This window comes from Xanthomonas euroxanthea, assembly GCF_903989455.1.
GTDB classification, from domain to species: Bacteria; Pseudomonadota; Gammaproteobacteria; order Xanthomonadales; family Xanthomonadaceae; genus Xanthomonas; species Xanthomonas euroxanthea.
In genome coordinates, this window is sequence record NZ_LR861803.1 from 635,903 (window position 1) to 654,268 (window position 18,366).

At 68.1% G+C, this 18,366-nt stretch carries 13 protein-coding genes; 10 read left to right on the plus strand and 3 right to left on the minus strand.

Translation table 11 applies throughout. The features are described 5' to 3' along the window. Window positions 1–114: 114 nt before the first annotated feature. The 8 genes from H7A86_RS02685 (at window position 115) to glnE (ending at window position 12,741) form a co-directional block, all read left to right on the plus strand. A complete protein-coding gene (locus H7A86_RS02685; protein ID WP_119130443.1) occupies window positions 115–2,529 on the plus strand; it encodes a hypothetical protein in 2,415 nt (804 codons plus the stop codon). Between the two features lie 419 nt (window positions 2,530–2,948). Continuing rightward, the gene (locus H7A86_RS02690; RefSeq protein ID WP_104534532.1) at window positions 2,949–3,458 is read left to right on the plus strand and encodes a sigma-70 family RNA polymerase sigma factor; all 510 of its coding nucleotides are present in this window, start codon (window positions 2,949–2,951) and stop codon (window positions 3,456–3,458) included. A gap of 9 nt (window positions 3,459–3,467) precedes the next feature. Further along, complete coding sequence (locus tag H7A86_RS02695; RefSeq protein ID WP_119130445.1) at window positions 3,468–4,517, plus strand: FecR domain-containing protein; 1,050 nt, start codon at window positions 3,468–3,470, stop codon at window positions 4,515–4,517. A 253-nt stretch (window positions 4,518–4,770) separates the two neighbouring features. After that, the gene (locus H7A86_RS02700; protein ID WP_232099203.1) at window positions 4,771–7,167 is read left to right on the plus strand and encodes a TonB-dependent siderophore receptor; all 2,397 of its coding nucleotides are present in this window, start codon (window positions 4,771–4,773) and stop codon (window positions 7,165–7,167) included. A gap of 40 nt (window positions 7,168–7,207) precedes the next feature. After that, window positions 7,208–8,830 (plus strand): PepSY-associated TM helix domain-containing protein, encoded by a 1,623-nt coding sequence (locus tag H7A86_RS02705; RefSeq protein ID WP_197944250.1) that lies wholly within the window; start codon window positions 7,208–7,210, stop codon window positions 8,828–8,830. After that, entirely contained in the window at window positions 8,827–9,150 is a 324-nt protein-coding gene (locus H7A86_RS02710; RefSeq protein ID WP_119130449.1) for a hypothetical protein, read from the plus strand. Before H7A86_RS02705 ends, H7A86_RS02710 begins: the two co-directional genes overlap by 4 nt. Then, window positions 9,138–9,488 (plus strand): DUF3325 domain-containing protein, encoded by a 351-nt coding sequence (locus H7A86_RS02715; protein WP_119130451.1) that lies wholly within the window; start codon window positions 9,138–9,140, stop codon window positions 9,486–9,488. Before H7A86_RS02710 ends, H7A86_RS02715 begins: the two co-directional genes overlap by 13 nt. A 421-nt stretch (window positions 9,489–9,909) precedes the next feature. Then, complete coding sequence (gene glnE / locus H7A86_RS02720; RefSeq protein WP_119130453.1) at window positions 9,910–12,741, plus strand: bifunctional [glutamate--ammonia ligase]-adenylyl-L-tyrosine phosphorylase/[glutamate--ammonia-ligase] adenylyltransferase; 2,832 nt, start codon at window positions 9,910–9,912, stop codon at window positions 12,739–12,741. A 142-nt stretch (window positions 12,742–12,883) separates the two neighbouring features. Here the strand turns inward: glnE and H7A86_RS02725 are convergent, their stop codons facing one another. The 3 genes from H7A86_RS02725 to H7A86_RS02735 form a co-directional block, all read right to left on the minus strand. Further along, window positions 12,884–13,441, minus strand: a complete 558-nt coding sequence (locus tag H7A86_RS02725; protein ID WP_119130455.1) for a VUT family protein — start codon at window positions 13,439–13,441, stop codon at window positions 12,884–12,886. 100 nt (window positions 13,442–13,541) lie between these two features. Continuing rightward, window positions 13,542–14,981 (minus strand): carbon-nitrogen hydrolase family protein, encoded by a 1,440-nt coding sequence (locus tag H7A86_RS02730; RefSeq protein WP_180708015.1) that lies wholly within the window; start codon window positions 14,979–14,981, stop codon window positions 13,542–13,544. Between the two features lie 448 nt (window positions 14,982–15,429). Further along, complete coding sequence (locus H7A86_RS02735; RefSeq protein WP_119130459.1) at window positions 15,430–16,377, minus strand: mitochondrial fission ELM1 family protein; 948 nt, start codon at window positions 16,375–16,377, stop codon at window positions 15,430–15,432. Between the two features lie 136 nt (window positions 16,378–16,513). On the opposite strand from H7A86_RS02735, the gene H7A86_RS02740 reads away from it, so the two are divergent. Continuing rightward, a complete protein-coding gene (locus H7A86_RS02740) occupies window positions 16,514–17,104 on the plus strand; it encodes a malonic semialdehyde reductase (RefSeq protein ID WP_104649299.1) in 591 nt (196 codons plus the stop codon). Between the two features lie 234 nt (window positions 17,105–17,338). Then, entirely contained in the window at window positions 17,339–18,067 is a 729-nt protein-coding gene (locus H7A86_RS02745) for a YceI family protein (RefSeq protein WP_104583572.1), read from the plus strand. Window positions 18,068–18,366 lie beyond the last annotated feature (299 nt).

Consider the following 18,366-nt stretch of genomic DNA (forward strand, 5'->3'; position numbering starts at 1 on the left):
GCACACCGGGCAACCTGCCGGTGTCCCGCCGCACGCGCCGCTGCGCACCGCGCTCACGGTTTCCTTGGCACACTGCGTCATGCCGCGTGCGCGGTCTTCAGGAGCCTTGCCGTCATGACGATGCCTGTTCGCGCCCGCTGGCAAAGATTGCCCCGCCTGGTGCGTTGGCCGTTGCTGGCGTTACTGGTGGTGTACGCAAGCTATCTGCTGCTCGGCAACCTGTTGCTCAACACGCCACTCGGGCCGGCCGCGCTCAATCGCAAGCCGGACAGGTTCACCATGCACTGGGGCCCGGCAGTGACCTGGTGGCCAGGCCGGCTGACGCTGTGGAGGGTGGAGTTGCAAGGCCGCTCGGCACGCACCCGCTGGAACGTCAGCGCGCAGCGCATGAGCGGGCAGGTACAGCTGCTGCCGTTGCTGCACCGGCAGTTGCTGGTGCCGGAGGTGCATGCGCACGGGGTGCGCGGCGGCATGCAGGCGGCTGTACCCACAGCCGGTACCGTGGCGATGCCAGCACCGGCGACAGCGCCGAACACGCAGGTGGCTGCCGCGCCATCGGCTGACGCAGCCAGTACGACGACGCCAACGACCGCGCAGGACAAGCCACCCGCACGCACCCCAGACGTCGCGGCGGGCACGCAGCCGCCCGCACGGACGACCGGCGCATCCACCGGTGTGCCGCAATCCGCCGGGGGCGCCAAGACCGCTGGCGCACCCGCACATCCCGCATCCACCGCTCCGGCCTGGACCCTGCAGTTCGACCGCATCGTCGCCGACCAGGTGCAGGCAGTGACGCTGCGGCAGCTGCAGATCGAAGGCGATGGTCAGTTGGAGCTGGGCCTGTTCAAGCAATTGCGCGGCGGGCCGATGGAACTGTTTCCCTCGCGGGCACGCTTCGACAATGCACGGATGCGCTGGGGTGGTAGCGAGGTGCTGCGCAACGGGCAGCTGCGCATCGACGCCAGCATCGCGCGGCATGCGCCGGAGCAGGCGCGCGGGCTGGCGATGCTGCAGCTTGCCGATGCGCAGCTGACCGTGCATGGCGACACCGCAGCACTGGATGTCACACGCAATGCGCAAGGACGCCATACGCTCGCCACACGTGCCGGCAAGGGGCGTGCGGATGGGCAGTTGCGCTGGACGCGTGGCAGCCTGCAGCCCGGCAGCCAACTGCAATGGCGCGCACCGCTGCACGATGGCACGCGCACGCCGGCTGCCCTGCTGGGCGAGCTTGCAGCGCAACTGCAGGTGGATCAGGACATGCGTCTGCAAGTCAGCATGCCCGAGCCCGCCGATGCCGGGCTGACCCTGGATGCGGATCTGCGCGTGCAAGGCCGGCAACTGCCGCTGCAATCGATGCGCAGCCTGCTGCCGCGCACCTCCGGGCATGCGCGCCTGCATTGGCAACTGTCTTCGCTGAGCTGGATTCCGGCGCTGTTTCCCGATGTGGACTGGCTGACGCTGGAAGGCGAGGGCCTGGTGGATGCGGATCTGCGCATCGATCGCGGCCAGCTCGGTGCCGGCAGCCGCCTGCAGGTGCCGCACGTGCGTGCGCACGTCGGCGTGATGGGGCATGCGATCGATGGCCAGGCCAGTGCCGATTTGCGTGTGAGCGCCGATGCGCGCGGACAGCTGCTGCCGGCACTTGCCTTGCAGATGCAGCAGTTCTCGATTGCGCACGACGAGGCGCCCACGCGTCCATTCGTGCAGGGCCGCGACCTGCGTCTGGAGCTGCAGACGCGCGCCGATGCGCGCAACCTGGCCACGTTGCGCGACGCCACGCGCGCGCACCTGCGGTTCGCCAATGCGCGCGTGCCGGATCTGCGTGCCTACAACCGCTATCTGCCGCAGCAGCAGTTGCGCTTCGATGGCGGCAACGGTGTATTGAGCGGCGATCTGCAGATCGAACCCGGCGGCCGCATCGGCAAGGGCGGCCTGCGGATCGGCGCACGTGCGGCGCGGCTGCAGTTTGCCGGCCTGGCACTGCGTGGCGACGTGGATGCGGACCTGCGCCTGCAGCGCGGCGATCTGCGTGCAGAAAACTTCCGTCTCGATGCCAGCACCATCCAGCTGCGCAATGTCGGATTCACCGGGCCCGATGGCCAGCGCCGCGATGGCTGGTGGGCGCGCATCGTGCTGGAAGACACCCGCATGCAATGGCGCCAGCCGGTCGGTGTGGATGGACGCGTGCGCATCCAGGTGCGTGACCTGGCATTCCTGATGTCGCTATACGCGCGCGACCGTTCGATTCCGAACTGGATGCTGCGGCTGGTGGATGCAGGCCAGGCGCAGGTGACCGGGCGTGTGCATTGGCAGGGCGACACCGTCATCGTCGACCGGCTGCAGGCACGCAACGAACGCTTCCAGGTGGATGCACGCCTGCGCTTGCAGGGCAGCCAGCGCAGCGGCAGCCTGCTCGCGCGCTGGGGCATGTTGAGCGCAGCGGTCGGGCTGCGCGGCCAGACCCCGCAATGGCATCTGCTGCGTGCGCCGGAGTGGTATCAGGCCCAGCCCGATCTGCTGCGCTGAGGCTGCCGCGCGCCAACGCGACGTGAAGAAGAAAGCGCCAGTTCTGTACTGCCTGGTGTTGTTTTGCAGTGCAGCGTGCAAGTGGCGTTCGGGGCGCGCACTATGATCCTGCATCCCGACGTGGGGGAGGGAGCAAAGCCCGCTGGCAGTTCGCTGCAAGCGGGCTTTTTTATTGCCCGACGCCTGGCGAGTCAAGCCACCGCACCGCCGCTCGCCTGCCAGACGCCCAGCTGTCGAAGGGCTGGCCAGGCCACTGCCGGCTGACGCAGGGGCGCCAATTGCCCACACGTCGCCCACCCGCGTTGACGGATCGGCCGGTGGCTGCGGCTGCAGGCTCGGCCGGCTTCCGCTAGAATGAGATCAATTCTCATTTGTCGCCGGACGCCTTGCCGTCCGGACCAGCCGTTCAGGAGGTCATCGTGTCGGTCACGCAAGGCGCGCTTCATCAGCAGGTGGAGCGCCTGTACACCGACCACCACGGCTGGCTGCAGGGCTGGCTGCGGCGCAAGCTGGGCGATGCGTTCGTGGCTGCCGACCTGGCGCAAGACACCTTCATCAGCGTGATCAGCGCGGGGGCGGCCGACCAGATCCGCGAACCGCGCCCGTTCCTGGCCACCATCGCGCGCCGCTTGATGGCGCACCGGCAGCGGCGCAAGTTGCTGGAAACCAGCTACCTGGAACTGCTGGCTGCGCTGCCGGAAGAACTGGCGCCGTCGCCGGAGCTGCAATTGCTGGCGCTGGAAGCGGTGCAGCAGGTGGACCAGGCGCTGGATGGCCTGCCGCCCAAGGTGAAGGAAGCCTTTCTGCTGGCGCATCTGCAGGAGCTGAGCTACGCGCAGATCGCGCAGCGGCTGGGCGTGTCCAGCAGCTCGGTCAAGCAATATCTCACGCGTGCCAACCGGCATTGCCTGTTCGCCCTGTCGGCGTGAGCCGCACGGATGGCTGATGCCGCCTCACGCCGCGCGCGCGCCGCCGATGACCAGCGAGCACCGCTGGCCGGCGGGCAACCGATCAGTGCGCAGGTCGCCGATCAGGCTGCCGAGTGGCTGACGGTGCTGATGTCCGGCACCGCGAGCCAGGCGCAGCTGCAGCGCTGGCAACAATGGCGCGATGCGCATCCGGACCATGCACGGGCGTGGGCGCATATCGAGGCGGTGACCGGGCGGCTGAAGACGCTGACCCCGCAGGCGGCCTATCGCAGCCTGTCGCCGTATGCCGGCAGCAACGGCCAGGCATCGCCGGGTCGGCGCAAGGCGTTGAACCTGCTGCTATGGGGTGGGGTGGCCGGGGCCACCGGCGTGCTGGCCTCGCGCACCGAACGCTGGCAGCGCGCCACCGCCGATTACGCCACTGCGACCGGCCAGCGCCGCGAGGTGCAGTTGCAGGATGGCAGCCGCATCACCCTCAACACCCGCAGCGCCATCGATGTGCGGTTCGACGCGCAGCAACGGCTGCTGCAGTTGCTGGCCGGCGAGATCATGGTGACCACTGCGCAGGCGCTGGGCGCGGGCCACGATGCGCGGCCCTTGCTGGTGCGCACCGCGCAGGGCGATATCCGCGCATTGGGCACGCGCTTTTGCGTGCGCCAGGACGAACACGACACCCGGCTGAGCGTGCTGGAAAGCGCGGTGGAGGTGCGGCCACATGCGGCCGCGCAGGCCGTCGGGCGCGTGCAGGCGGGGGAACAGTGCCGTTTTACCGCCGACACGCTCGGCGCCATCGCGCCGGCCGATGTACAGGGCTCCGCCTGGGTGCGCGGGCAGCTGATTGCCGACGAGTGGCGCCTGGATGCGTTTGTCGCCGAACTGGGCCGTTATCGCTCCGGGCTGTTGCGCTGCGACCCGCTGGTAGGCGGCCTGCGCGTCTCCGGCGTGTTCCCGCTGGACGACACCGACCGCATCCTGGCGATGCTGCCCAGCGTGCTGCCGGTGCGGGTGAGCCGGCGCAGCCGTTACTGGGTGACGGTGCAGGCGGCCGGGCAGGGCTGAGGCGCGCCAGCCGGCACGTCGCCAAAAAATAAGATGCACCCGGGCTGCCCGATCGCCGCCGTTGTGGCACCTCCCCAATGACGGTGTCAGTGCGACACCAAACCTTTGTGGGAACAGCATGTCGATCACTGCCCGCCGCCGCGGCCAACTTTCCTCTTCCTCGTCTCAGCGCAGCGCCGTGGTGCAGGCCGTGCAGCGGCCGCTCGGCACGGCCGTGGCGCTTGCGCTGTGCAGCCTGGCTTTGTGTGCGGGCATGCCCGAGGCAATCGCCCAGACCGCGCCTGCCGCGCAGGATGCCCGCCAGGCGTATCGCATCCCCGCCGGCCCGTTGGCACCTGCACTGCGTGAACTGGCCGGTTCGGCCAACCTGTTGCTGAGCTTCACCGCCACGCAGACCGACGGCAAGACCACTGCCGGGCTGGAGGGCCGCTATACCGCACCGGCCGCCCTGGCTGCGCTGCTGGCCGGCAGCGGCCTGCAGGCCGTGCCGTTGCAGACCGGCGGCTACGTGCTGCGCGCCGCGCCGCAGCCCAGCGCGACCAGGAGCGAGGTGGATGCGTGGCTGCTGCCCACCGTCAAGGTGACCGCGCAGGCCAACCGCAGTGCGGCCACCAGCGGCACCGGCAGCTATACCGCGCGGGCGGTCAGCATCGGCCGCGGCGAGCAGTCGCTCAAGGACATCCCGCAATCGATCAGCGTGGTCACCCGCCAGTTGATGGACGAGCAGAACATCACCTCGGTCTACGACGCGTTGGCCAGCACCACCGGCATCACCATCGTGCAGAGCCCGCAGGGCGGCAAGTACATCTATTCGCGTGGCTTCGACATCACCACGGTGCAGTACGACGGCGTGCCGCTCAATCGCGGCATGTACGGCCGGGCGAGCAACTACAGCGCCAACATGGGCATCTACGATCGCGCCGAAGTGCTGCGCGGTGCGGCCGGCCTGCTCCAGGGTGCGGGCAACCCCGGCGGTGCGGTGAACCTGGTGCGCAAGCGCCCGCTGGATGTGCCGGGCGTGAGCGTGATGGTGCAGGGCGGCAGCTGGGATCGCTACGGCGCGCTGATCGATGCCAGCGCCAACCTGAGCGCCGATGGCGCCTTGCGCGCGCGCGGGGTGATCGATTACCAGGACCAGCGCTCATTCGTGGATGGGGTCACGCGCCGCACGCCTACCTATTACGGCACGCTCGACTACGCGTTTTCGCCGCAGACCCAGCTCAGCCTGGGCGTGAGCTACGAACAAGTTGAAGGCCGGCCGTTCTTCGGCGGTCTGCCCAGTTTCAGCGATGGCCGCGATATCGGCCTGCCGCGCCGGACCAATCTGGGTGCGTCATGGAACCGGCAGTCCTCGTCCAATCGTGGGCTGTATCTGGACCTGGACCATCGCTTCACTGCCGATTGGGTGTTCAAGCTCAGTGCGGTGCAGGTACGCGAGCTGCACGATCTGAAATACGCCAGCTCTAGCCGCGCGATCAATCCCGCCAACGGCACCGGCGCCTTTTTGGCGGCGCGCACCATTTCCGATGCGGATGCGTTCGGCTTCGATGCCAATGTGATCGGGCACTTCAACGCGCTGGGCCGCCGGCATGAGTTGGTACTGGGCAGCAATTTCGCCGAGAACACGGTCGATACCGTTTACGGCAACAAGAACAACTTCCAGACCTTCAATGTGTTCGCTCTGCAGCGCAACGTGCGGGCGATCAGCGACGAAGAAATCTTCGCCAATGCGCGCGAGGCCCGGCATGGCACCTCGCGCGAATTCGGCATGTATGGCGCATTGCGCTGGCAGCTGACCGATCCGTTGAGGGCCATCGTCGGCACCCGCGTGAGCTGGCACGACACCCGCTGGAACACCACCACCACCGGGCTGTCGCCGTCGCAATCGATCGAGCACACCCGCGAGACCGGGCAGGTCACGCCGTACGCCGGCCTGTTGTACGCCTTGAGCCCGACCTGGTCGGCCTATGCCAGTTACGCGGACATCTTCCAGCCGCAGAACGCGCAGACCGAAGCCGGCGAGATGCTCAAGCCGATGACCGGGGCCAACTACGAGCTGGGCCTCAAGGGCGAGTGGCTGGACGGGCGCATCAATAGCGCGTTTGCGCTGTTCCAGATCGAGCAGAAAAACCGCGCCCAGGCCGACCTGAGCACCAGCCCCACCTGCCGCAACAACGATTTCTGCTACATCGACAGCGGCAAGGCGCGCAGCCGTGGCTTCGATGCCGAAGTCAGCGGCGAGGTGCTGCACGACTGGAACGTGTTCGCCGGCTACACCTTCAACCGCACCACCTACCTGCAGGATGTCAGCAGCCAGGGCCAGACCTTCAACAGCTACACGCCCAAGCACTTGCTGCGGGTATGGACCACGTACCGGCTGCCGGGCGTGCTGCAGGATGTCACCGTCGGCGGCGGTGTCAGCGCGCAGAGCGCGGCGTACCGGCAGATCGGCACTGCCACCGCGCCGATCCAGGGGCGTGCGGTCTGGAATGCGTTGGCGCGGTATCAGGTCAACCGGCAATGGTCGGTGGCGGTCAATCTCAACAACGTGTTCGACAAGCACTACTACACCACCTTGTCGAGCTTCGTTAACGGGCGCTATTACGGTGAGCCGCGCAATGTGATGGTGACCCTGCGCGGCGCGTTGTGATGCGGGCACCCGTGCGGCGGCGGTGCATGGCGCGTGCCGGATGAAAGAAGGCTTTCGCCAAAGCATGGCCTGGCTGCACACCTGGTGCGGCCTGAGCTGCGGCTGGCTGCTGTGCGCGATCTTCCTGACCGGCACGCTCAGCGTGTTTCGTGATCCGATCACCAGCTGGATGCAGGCCGCACCGGCCCTGCCGAGCGCGCGCATGCACACTGTCCTGTCGGAAGACGCGCTGGTGCCGCGTGCACTGGCGCAGCTGCGCCAGCTTGCGCCGCAGGCGCGCATGTGGCGGATCAGCCTGCCCACGCATCCGGGCGAGGCGCTCACGCTGTTCTGGCGGACATCCGATGGCCAGGGCCAGGCAGCGCTGGATCCCGGCAGCGGCGAGCTGCTGCCATCGCCGTGGGGCCGGCAGACCGAAGGCGGCCGGCATTTCATGAGCTTCCACTACACCTTGCACGGCGGCATTCCCGGCTATTGGCTGGTGGGCTGGGTGTCGCTGTGCGGGCTGATCGCGCTGGTGTCCGGGGTGATCGTGCACAAGCGGATCTTTCTGGATTTCTTCACCTTCCGCCCGGGCAAGGGCCAGCGCTCGTGGCTGGACGCGCACAACGCCACCGCGGTGCTGACGCTGCCGTTTTTGCTGATGATCGTCTACACCGGCCTGGCGTATTTCGCCACCAGCTACATGCCCGGGCCATTGCAGGCGCTGTATGGCAGCGACGAGGCCGCGTACACGCGGTATGCCGATGCGCTGACGCCGGCAGTGCCTGCGGCCAGCACAGGCGAAATCGCGGTCAACAGTGTGCCTGCCTATCTGCCGGAACTGGTGCAGCGTGCAGCGGTGCGCAATGGTGCGCCTGCGCTGACATTGGTGATCGAGCGGCCCGATCAACCCGGCAGCAAGCTGCGGGTGATCGCGCGCGTGGCCGCGACCGGCAGCTCGCGGCGCTTGCTCAACCCAGCCAACAGCGTGGTATTCGACGCGAACAGCGGCGCGCTGCTGGAGCGGCACGCGGATGCCGCACGCACGGACATGCACGCGCAGGATGTGGAAGAGGTCATCAAGACCTTGCACGTGGCCGGTTTCGGCGGCTGGACCAGCAAATGGCTGTATTTCATCTGCGGCCTGGCCGGCACCTTGATGATGGCCACCGGCACGGTGCTGTTTTCGATCAAGCGGCGTCGGCGTAGCGAGCAGGAGTTCGGCGCGGCCACGGCCGGCATCTATCGGGTGGTGGAAGCGCTCAATGCCGCCGCGCTCGCAGGAACCGCGTTGGCCAGCATTGCGTATTTCTATGCCAACCGCCTGGTGCCGGCTGCGCAGGCCGCGCGCAGCCAGATCGAAATCCACGCATTCCTGTGGGTGTGGGCGGCCACGCTGCTGCATGCGCTGCTGCGCCCGCCCGCCCGTGCCTGGGTGGAACAACTGGCGATGACCGCGTTGCTGTGCCTGGGCTTGCCGCTGCTCAATGCGGTCACCACCGGACAGCACCTGGGTGTGTATCTGGCTGCCGACGACCTGCAGCGCGCCGGGGTCGAGCTGGTCTCGCTCGCCCTCGGCGTTGCTTTCGCCTACGCGGCGTATCGGGTGCACGGCAGCGCCGTGCGACCGCTGCCGACACGCGCCAGGCGCGGCGCCGCTGCTGTGATGGATGTGTTGTGAAGCGTTCTTCGAGCGCCGCGTCGGTGACTTGCTACCGCTGGTCGGTTGCCGGTCGCGTACTCGCTGCCAGCGTCGGCGGCTATGCGCTGACCTCCACCGGCTGCAGCGTGCTGGCGCAGCTGCTGTCGCGGTTTGCCGCCGTGTCGCCTGCGGTCTCGGTGCTGAGCACGACCTTGCTGAGTTTCGCCATCTATACCGTCGTCGTGCTGTGGATGTTTCGAGCGCGCAGTGCGTTGCGCATGTGGGGATGGCTGGGCGTGGGCATCGCCGTGCTGGGGGGCGTGAATTGGGCGCTGGGACATCCGCCATGGATGGGCTGATCACCGCGCTGCTGGGCACCGCGCTCTGCCATGCCGCAATGATGGCCCTGGCCGTGGCGATGCATCGCCATTACGAGCAGCTCACCGGCCGCCGCACTGCGCCGGTCATGCAGCGTTGGTTGCTGCGTGCGATGGCTGTCTGTCTGTTGATCGCCGCGCTGGTGCTGTGCGTGCTCGCTTGGGGCGGAGCGGTGGGCACCTTGTTGTGGCTGGGGTTTGTCAGCGTGGCCGCGCTGTGGGTAGCGCTGGGCCTGGCGTACGCGCCGCGCTGGAGTGCGTGGCTGGCAGTGCCGCTGGGCTGCGTCGCATGGGGGGGGGTGGGTTGGCACGTGCTGTAGTTTGCTGTTGTTTGAAGGCCACACATACCGACCAGTTTGACTGGTCCTTGTCCGCCCACCGTCGCGGGACCTTACGCGGCATGGATGCCGCGTAAGAGCCTACAAGGACGTACTTGCGGCGTGTCCCGCGATGGTGGGCGGGCAAGGGCCCTGCAGCAAGTCACAGATCAATCGCTCTGCAACTGATCTATCCACACTGCTGAGTCCCCTTCAGACACAACGCCCAAAAAAATCGAGACGTCGAACAAGCCGCCAAGGAGCCCGCAACCAGTGAGGACATCACGCCCGCCGACATGGCCGCGTGCTGATGGGACTACACGCAGCGCGGCGGTAAACCCGGTAGTTGCATTGCTGACCCTCGACACCGCTGGATCAACCGTAGACATATGCCGCCATCGCGCAGGGATGCCAGAATCGGCGCATGTCGCCGCCCATCATGTCCGTGTCTCCTGCGCTCACCGCCCTGATCGAGCGGGCCGTGGCGCGTGTTCGTCATGCCGTGCCGGCCGACCAGCCCTGGCCGGGCGATGACGTCGATCGGCAGCTCGCACAGGTTGCGCTCGCCAGCGAGTTCGCGCTCGATACCCTGGCGCGCCAGCCGGCCTTGTTGCAGCACCTGGCGCAGCCGGATCCACCGCCGTTGCCGCTGCCGGTGCTGGACCCCGCACAGCCCCAGGCCTGGCCAGCGCAGCTGCGGCGTTATCGCAGCGCCGAATCCACGCGCCTGGTCTGGCGCGATGTGCTCGGTCTGGACAGTGTCGATGCCACCCTGGCCGGTGCCACCCGCCTGGCCGAAACCTGCCTGCAATGTGGGCTGCAGGCATTGGAGCAGCAATTTCGCGACCGCCACGGCCAGGTGATTGCCGAAGACGGCAGCGTGCAGCGGCTGGTGGTGTTCGGGCTGGGCAAGCTTGGTGGGGGCGAGCTGAATTTTTCCTCGGATGTGGATCTGGTCTATGCGTATCCGCAGGGCGGCCAATCCGATGGTGCCCGTCCGCTGGCGGCGGAGGAATATTTCGCACGCCTGGGCCAGCAGCTGGCCAAGCTGCTCGACGAAACCACCGCCGATGGATTCAGCCATCGCGTGGATCTGCGTCTGCGTCCGTTCGGTACGGCCGGGCGCGTGGCCCTGTCGTTCACCGGCATGGACCAGTACTTCCAGCGCGAAGGGCGCGACTGGGAGCGCTATGCCTGGCTCAAGGCGCGCGCGGTGGCCGGCGATATCGATGCCGGCGAAGCCTGGCTGGAGACGCTACGCCCCTTCGTCTACCGGCGCTACCTGGACTTCACCGCGCTGGACGGCTTGCGCGAGATGAAGGCGGCGATCACTGCCGAAGTCGCCCGGCACGATCGCCTGGACGACATCAAGCGCGGGCCGGGCGGCATCCGCGAGATCGAGTTCCTGGCGCAATCGCTGCAGCTGATTCGCGGCGGACGCGAACCGAGCCTGCGCGAGCGTCGCCTGCTGCCGGCGTTGCAGGCGTTGGTGGACGCAGGGCAGATCGATGCGGACAACGGGCGCGCATTGACCGAGGCGTATCGCTTCCTGCGCCGGCTGGAGAATCGTCTGCAGATGTTGCGCGACGCACAGACGCATGCCTTGCCGCAGGCGCCGCTGGATCGCGAACGCATCGCGCTGGGCCTGGGCCATGCGGATTGGCCGGCCTTGTTGCAGGCACTCACGCCGCAGCGCGCGCGCGTTGCCGCCGAATTTGCCGAGCTGCTGGCACCACGTGTCCGCACCAGCGCACCCGATGCGCTTGCCGATTACTGGCGCGCCTTGCCCGAAGGCGATGCCGCACCGTTGGCCGGCATCGGCTTGCACGACCCAGGCGGCGCGCATCAGGTGCTGGCCGATTTTGCGCAGTCCTCCGGCGTGCGTGCGCTCTCCGATACCGCAAGCGCGCGCCTGGACCGTGTCATGCCTGCGCTGCTGCATGCGGCCACCCGCGCCAGCCAGCCCGATGCCGCCGTGCGCCGCATGCTCGGCCTGTTGCAATCCACCTTGCGCCGCACCAGCTACCTGGCCCTGCTGGACGAACAGCCCAGCGCACTCGCACGCCTGGTCGATGTGCTCTCGCGCAGCGCCCTGCTGGCCGAACGCCTGGCTGCACATCCGCTGTTGCTGGACGAACTGCTCGACACCCGCATCAGCGGTCCGTTGCCCGACCGCGACGCGTTGCACGCTGCATGCCTGGGCACCTTGCAGATCGAGGACACCGAAGCGGCGCTGCGCGAACTCAACGAGCGCCGGCTCGCCTTGAGCTTCCGCATTGCGCTGGCCACGCTCGATGGCCGCCAGCAGGCCGTGGACAGCACCCAGCAACTGGCCTGGCTGGCCGAAGCGGTGGTGCAGACGGTGCTGCAGCTGGCGCGCCGCGAACTGATCGCCGCGCACGGGCAGGTGCCGGGCGGGGCGTTCGCCATCATCGGCTACGGCAGTCTGGGTGGCCTGGAGCTGGGCTTCGGCTCGGACCTGGATCTGGTGTTTCTCTACGACCACCCGCGGCAGGTGGAGGCTTCCGATGGCAAGCGACCGTTGGACGCCGGGCGCTGGTTTGCGCGGCTGGCGCAGAAGGTGATGACCTTGCTGGCTGCCGAAACCGGCGCCGGCCGTCTCTACGAGATCGACGTGCGGCTGCGCCCGGACGGCGGCAAGGGCGCACTGGTGTCCTCGCTGGCCAGTTACCGCGACTACCAGCGCGAGCGCGCCTGGACCTGGGAACATCAGGCGCTGGTGCGCGCGCGTGCGGTGGCCGGCGATGCGGCGCTGTGCGAAGCGTTCGCGCAGGTGCGTGGCGACACGCTGACACGCGTGCGCGACACCGCCGTGCTGCACGAGGACGTGCGCAAGATGCGCGCGCGCATGCGCAGCGAACTGGATCGCAGCGATGCGGGGCGACTGGATCTCAAGCAGGGTGCCGGCGGCCTGGTCGATCTGGAGTTCGTCCTGCAGGCCGGCGTGCTCGGGCAGGCCGCACACCATCCCGCGCTGCTGCTGGCCTGCGCCACGCCCGCCTTGATCGATGCGCTGGTGCAGGTGCAGTGGCTGCCGGCCGAGAGCGCAGCGGCGCTGCACCAGGCCCATGCCACGCTGGTGGAAGCGGGCCTGAGTTGCACGCTGGATCGCCGGCCGCGGCTGATCGCACCGACCCCAGCCATCCAGCAGGCACGGCACAGCATCTTCACCACCGCGCATGCACAAGGACTGGCGTTTCCGGTCGGCAAGGACGTGGCAGCGCCATCGCCTTGATCGGCCGGTATCCGGAAGTTGCGTTGCTTGCGCTATGAGGCGAGTGCCATGCAGAGCGGGTTGGTAAAGTGCAGCTGCGTTGGAATCGCATCCATCCACCGCGTCTGTTGTTGGCCTGATCGCCCGTACGTAGGCGCTGCAGTCAGCCCTGCGGCCGCGGCGCACTGCGCCACAGCAGCGCACGGAACGGGCCGAGCAGGAACACGCCCATGCCCAGCTTCACCGCCAGATCGCCGGCCGCCCAGCTGATCCATGGCAGGCCGACACCGGCAAAGGCGATGCTCCAGAAGATCGCCGTATCCAGCGTGGCACTGCAGGTGGTGGCCACGATCGGCGCGCGCCACCAATTGCCACTGCGCAGCCGGTCGAACACGCTGATATCCAGCAACTGCGCTGCGATGAAGGCAGTGCAGGAGGCCGCTGCGATGCGCGGGGTGGCCAGCCACAGCGACAACGCCACCGCGAGCGCAAAGCCGCACCAGGCGACCTTGCGCGCCGCGCGTGGGCCGAAGCGGCGATTGATCAGGTTGCTCACCAGGAACGCCAGCGGATACGAGAACGCGCCCCAGGTCAGCCAGTCGTTGATTGGATATTGCACCAGGATGTTGGACAACAGCACCACCGCGCCCATGGCCAGGACCGCCCACGCCAATGCGCGCGCGGTGAGCGGGGTGAACGGCGTCGGCGAGCGGCTGGACATGACGGTGCGGCAGTGACAGGGCAGCGCGGATTATCCGCGCGTTAGCGCATGCGGGCCAGTGCGTATCGGCCACGCATGGCCAACACGGCGGCGCGTTGCGTTATCGAACCGGCATGTCGTTGCGCTGCCGCTGGCGCGCGCGCCGGTGCGCCAGCAGTGCCAGCACTATCGACGCCAGCACGCATACGCCACCGAAGACATCGCCCAATCGCGTATACGGCGTTGCCACCTGCGGCGCGATCGGCACGTTGGCAATTGCGCTGGTGCCGGGCATCGGTGCGCTAGCGGTCTGCAACAGCACGCGGCCGTAGCCATCGGTGACGATCAGAAAACCTTCGCGCGCGTTGCGCACCACGCTATAGCCGTTTTCCACGCCATGCAGGGCGGTCATATGCGCAGACATCCAGGCATCGCGATAGGCGAAGTCCCAGGCCGGCACCAGCATCAGCGCGGCATTGCGTTGGCCGTTGGCGCGTGCCAGCCGTGCAAACAGCATGTCCTTGCAGATCGCCAGCCCCCAGCGCATGCCATCGATGTGATGGACCGCGTAGTCCTGCCCGTGTGCGTAGTGCTGCGCGCGCTCGGGCGGGGCGAGAAACTGCTTTTCGTAGTTCTCCACGCGCACGCCGCGCGGATCGAACAACCAGGCAAGGTTGCGCGGCTGCGCACCGTGCTCGGCAACGCCCACCAGCAACCACAGCCCATGCTGTCGGGCGAGCGTGCTGTAGTGCTGCTGCCACTGCGCCAGTTGCTGTGGCGGCAGCACCGCGATCTTCTCGGGCAACACCACCAGCTGCGCACCTTGCGCCGCCAGCGTGGCGATCAACGCGTCGTAGCGGTTACGGATCGGCTGCGAGTACGCCGGTGCCGCGGTCGGGCCGATTGCATCGTCGATGGCCGCCAGGCCGATGCGCAGCGGCGTGCCTGCGACCGGCGTCTGCAGGCGCCACACGCCATAGCCGGTGCTTGCCGCCAGCGTCAGCGATACCGCAGCGGCAACCAGCAGCGGGCGGCGCACAGCGTTGCCACGCCACGCCAGCAACGCCAGCGCCGAAGGCAGTAGACACACCACAAACAGCAGCCCGGACACGCCGGTCAGCGCGGTGAGCTGCAGCAGCGGCAGCACATCGGCCTGCGAGTACGCAGGGCTGCCCCAATTGCCGTCCGGCAGCAGCCGTGCCATCAACAGGTCGGCGCTCACCCACAGCAGCGGATACGCCAGCACGCTCCAACCGCTGCGCAGCCGCTGCACGATGCCACGCGTGCCCATCACCACCGCATACCAGAGCAATGCAATTGCGGCGGTGGCCATCGCCACCGCCGGCAACGGCATCGCCAGGCGGAAATACGGCACGTAATGCGTGGCGGCCAGGCTGGTGGCAATCAGCACTGCGATGCGGGCCTGCGTTTTGCGCTCGATGCTGTAGGCCAGCCACAGCAGCGGCACCGGCGCCAGCCACATCCACCACCATGGCGGCTGCAGACCGACGCCAGACCACAGCGCCGCACCCGCGAGCAGGGCAGCCAACAGCGTACGCATGGGCGACAGCGGCGTGTGGGGCATTGCAGGTCCAGTGGAAGGCACGCCAGCATCATGCGCCGGCGTGCTGGCGATCGGACAGTGACGATCGTCATCCGGTCGCTGCGGTCGTCCTGGTCAACAGGTGTCGCGACAGTTCGGCAGACGGTCGCCGATGCCTCTGCGCGCACCGCGCGCACTGCCGCGTCCGCAGACGCGGGCATCGTAACGCCGCATGCTGGCGGTGCGCGTCCGTAGCGGCGTCCCGGCATCACCAGGCCATGTCGGACATCGCGGCGGTGGCTTCCGGCGAAGGGTGACGCGGCACGCACCGTGGGGTTGCGGCAGCGCTCAGCGGTAGCGCGGCATACAGCGCTACCGCGATCAAGCGGCCTTACGCCCGGTGGACCCGGTGCGCGTTCATCGACGTTCTCTTCCCTGTGTCGGCTGCCATCTTCGCGTGCGTGGATCACAGTGACAGGCGCAGGCGCACCTGCCTGGCAATGCGCTCGGTTTCGCGCACCGGCGCGATATCGACAGATGCGCGCAGAACCTCATCGGGGGCGCACAGTCGCCGGGCTTGCCGCAGTGACTGCAGGTAGCGGCGCACCCGTCCCTGCGCCTGTTCGGCAAACGCCGCTACTACCGGCACCCGCGTGGCGCAGGCTTCGGAGAGCAGGTTGACCGAGTCGGCGCTGGCCACGATCGCATCGGCCCACCCCAGCAGGCCGGCATACGGGTTCGGCCCATCGCGCTCGTCGCACCACAGCAGGCCTGGCAGGCCTGCACGCGCATTGCGCAGCGTCGCGATCGCCTCGGGCGGGGTGCGCCTGGAGGTGGTGACCAGCAGGCTGCCGCCGGCCGCAAGCACCTGCGCGCGGAGCTGCATGCACAGTGCCGCAAGCGCCTGGGTGGTCCAGGGCACCTGCGCGGTCGGGCCGCCGATCAACAGCGCCACGCGTGGGCCGGGCAGCGCGCCGAGCGGTGCGAAGGCGGCGCGCCCGGCGGCCAGCCAGGCATCGTCCACCGGGTTCAAGCTGCCGAGTAATGTGATCACGTTCGCGCCACGCAGCGCATCGTGCTCGGGCACGATCAACAGATCCCAGTGGCGCGGGTCCAGCCGCGGGTCCAGGATCTGCACCGCCTGGCTGCCGCGCGCGCGCAGCAGCCGGGTGGCCAGGGCGGCCTGGCGCCCGCAGCCGATCGCCAGCGTCGGCGGCTGTTGCAATTGCCGCGCGAATTCCGCGCCAAATGCGGCCTGCGCCCCCGGCAACAGGCGCGGTGCGGCCCAACGCCACGGCGCGCGGGCCTGCAGATGCAGTGCGGTGACCGGTGTAGAGTGCAGCGCCTGCGCCAAGGCCTCGGCCTGGCGTGCATTGCCGGCGCGGCCGTCGCTCACGGCCCAGGTCAGCGCCATCGTTTCAGATCCGACATAGATTTGTTTCAGATTGAGCGTGTGTTGCAGCAATCGCGCCACTCTACACTGCGGGTCTTCACGCTGGCGCCGGTGCTGCACCCTACTGTCGCCCATTCCCTTGCTTCCCGGAGTCTCCATGTCCGACTTGCTCGACGCTGCCGCGCTGGATCAGCTGTTTCGTACCGCCCGCACGCAAAACGCCTTTCTCGACAAGCCGGTGAGCGAAGCGCAGCTGCGCGAGCTCTACGATCTGCTGAAGTGGGGCCCGACCGCCGCCAACGGGTCGCCGGCGCGTTTCGTGTTCGTGACCACGCCCGAGGGCAAGCAGAAGCTCAAGCCGGCGCTGTCCGAGGCCAATGCCGCCAAGACGCTGGCCGCGCCGGTCACGGTGATCGTCGGCTCCGACGAGGAGTTCCACGAAAAGCTGCCGTACCTGTTCCCGCATGCCGACGCCAAGAGCTGGTTCGAAGGCTCGCGCGAGATGCGCGCAACCGGCGCGTTCCGTAACAGCTCGCTGCAGGGCGCCTACCTGATCCTGGCCGCACGTGCGCTGGGTCTGGATGCCGGCCCGATGTCCGGCTTCGACAACGCCAAGGTGGATGCGGCGTTCTTTGCCGGAACGCCGATCAAGTCCAACTTTCTGATCAATCTTGGTTACGGCGATCCGGCCGGGCTGTTCCCGCGGCTGCCGCGCCTGAGCTTCGACGAAGCCGCACGCATCGAATAACGGCGGTGAGACACCGGCTGCGCACACCGTCAGGCGGGCGCAGCCGGCGCGCCGCCAGGCGGGGAGCGACGTACACTCCGGCTTCGGAGCCCCCCCCCGCCCCCCCCCCGACGAGCGTGCGCCCTGTGCCATCGGCCCCAGACGCATGTTTTCCGTTTTCCTGCAGTCCTCGTCCGTCTGCGTCCGTTCCATCCGCGTTGATCCAATGCGGTCCCTCATCCTCAAGGAGTTTCAATGAAGACCACCCACAAACTGCTGCTGCCGCTCGCCCTGACCCTGGCCATCGCCGCCTGCTCCAAGCCGGCCGACAACGCCGCCGCGCCTGCTGCCGAAACCCCGGCCGCCACCGCCCCGGCCGACGCCGCTGCAACGGCACCTGCCGCCGCCGAACCGGCCGCCTCGACCGCGCCGGCCGTGGAAGTGGCCTCGGGCACCTACACCCTGGACCCGAGCCACACCGACGTGCTGGCGCAGTGGAGCCACTTCGGCTTCTCCAACCCGACCGCCCACTTCGGCAATGTCGACGGCACCCTGGTGTACGACGCAGCCGACGTGACCAAGTCCACCGTGCAGGTCACCCTGCCGCTGTCGGGTCTGAACAGCTTCACCGCCAAGTTCGACGAGCACCTGAAGAGCGGTGACTTCTTCGACGCGGCCAAGTTCCCGACCGCCACCTTCAAGAGCACCAAGGTCGAAGCGGCCGGCCCCAACAAGCTGACCGTCACTGGCGATCTGACCATCAAGGATCAGACCAAGCCGGTCGTGCTGGACGTCACCCTCAATGGTGCCGGCGAGCACCCGATGAAGAAGGTGCCGGCGGCCGGTTTCGACGCCACCACCACCATCAAGCGCACCGACTTCGGCGTGGGCCAGTACGCCCCGAACGTCAGCGACGAAGTGAAGATCCGCATCACCACCGAAGCCCTGCAGGCCAAGGCCGGTGACGCTGCCGCTGCCAAGTAAGTCGCAGCGCAGTGGATGCATCGGTGCGAGCAATCGCACCGATGCGTGTAACGCAAAAGCCCGCCGATCGGCGGGCTTTTGCTTGGGCGCCTACCAGCTCTTCGTAGGAGCGGCCCTGTCCGCGAGGGCTCCACCCTCAGCCCCACCACAACGCATGAGCATCCGACCTTTGTAGGAGCGGCCCTGGCCACGAGGGCTCCACCCTCAGCCCCACCACAACGCATGAGCATCCGACCGTTGTAGGAGCGGCCCTGGCCGCGAGGGCTCTACCCTCAGCCCCACCACAACGCATGAGCATC

Excerpts from the sequence above, each read along its gene's own strand:
- H7A86_RS02745 (WP_104583572.1), top strand. The coding sequence starts at position 17,339 with ATGAAGACCACCCACAAACTGCTGCTGCCGCTCGCCCTGACCCTGGCC.
- H7A86_RS02705 (WP_197944250.1), top strand. The coding sequence starts at position 7,208 with ATGAAAGAAGGCTTTCGCCAAAGCATGGCCTGGCTGCACACCTGGTGC.
- H7A86_RS02730 (WP_180708015.1), bottom strand. The coding sequence starts at position 14,981 with ATGCGTACGCTGTTGGCTGCCCTGCTCGCGGGTGCGGCGCTGTGGTCT.
- H7A86_RS02715 (WP_119130451.1), top strand. The coding sequence starts at position 9,138 with ATGGATGGGCTGATCACCGCGCTGCTGGGCACCGCGCTCTGCCATGCC.
- H7A86_RS02700 (WP_232099203.1), top strand. The coding sequence starts at position 4,771 with ATGCCCGAGGCAATCGCCCAGACCGCGCCTGCCGCGCAGGATGCCCGC.
- H7A86_RS02695 (WP_119130445.1), top strand. The coding sequence starts at position 3,468 with ATGGCTGATGCCGCCTCACGCCGCGCGCGCGCCGCCGATGACCAGCGA.
- H7A86_RS02725 (WP_119130455.1), bottom strand. The coding sequence starts at position 13,441 with ATGTCCAGCCGCTCGCCGACGCCGTTCACCCCGCTCACCGCGCGCGCA.
- H7A86_RS02740 (WP_104649299.1), top strand. The coding sequence starts at position 16,514 with ATGTCCGACTTGCTCGACGCTGCCGCGCTGGATCAGCTGTTTCGTACC.
- H7A86_RS02735 (WP_119130459.1), bottom strand. The coding sequence starts at position 16,377 with ATGGCGCTGACCTGGGCCGTGAGCGACGGCCGCGCCGGCAATGCACGC.
- glnE (WP_119130453.1), top strand. The coding sequence starts at position 9,910 with ATGTCGCCGCCCATCATGTCCGTGTCTCCTGCGCTCACCGCCCTGATC.
- H7A86_RS02685 (WP_119130443.1), top strand. The coding sequence starts at position 115 with ATGACGATGCCTGTTCGCGCCCGCTGGCAAAGATTGCCCCGCCTGGTG.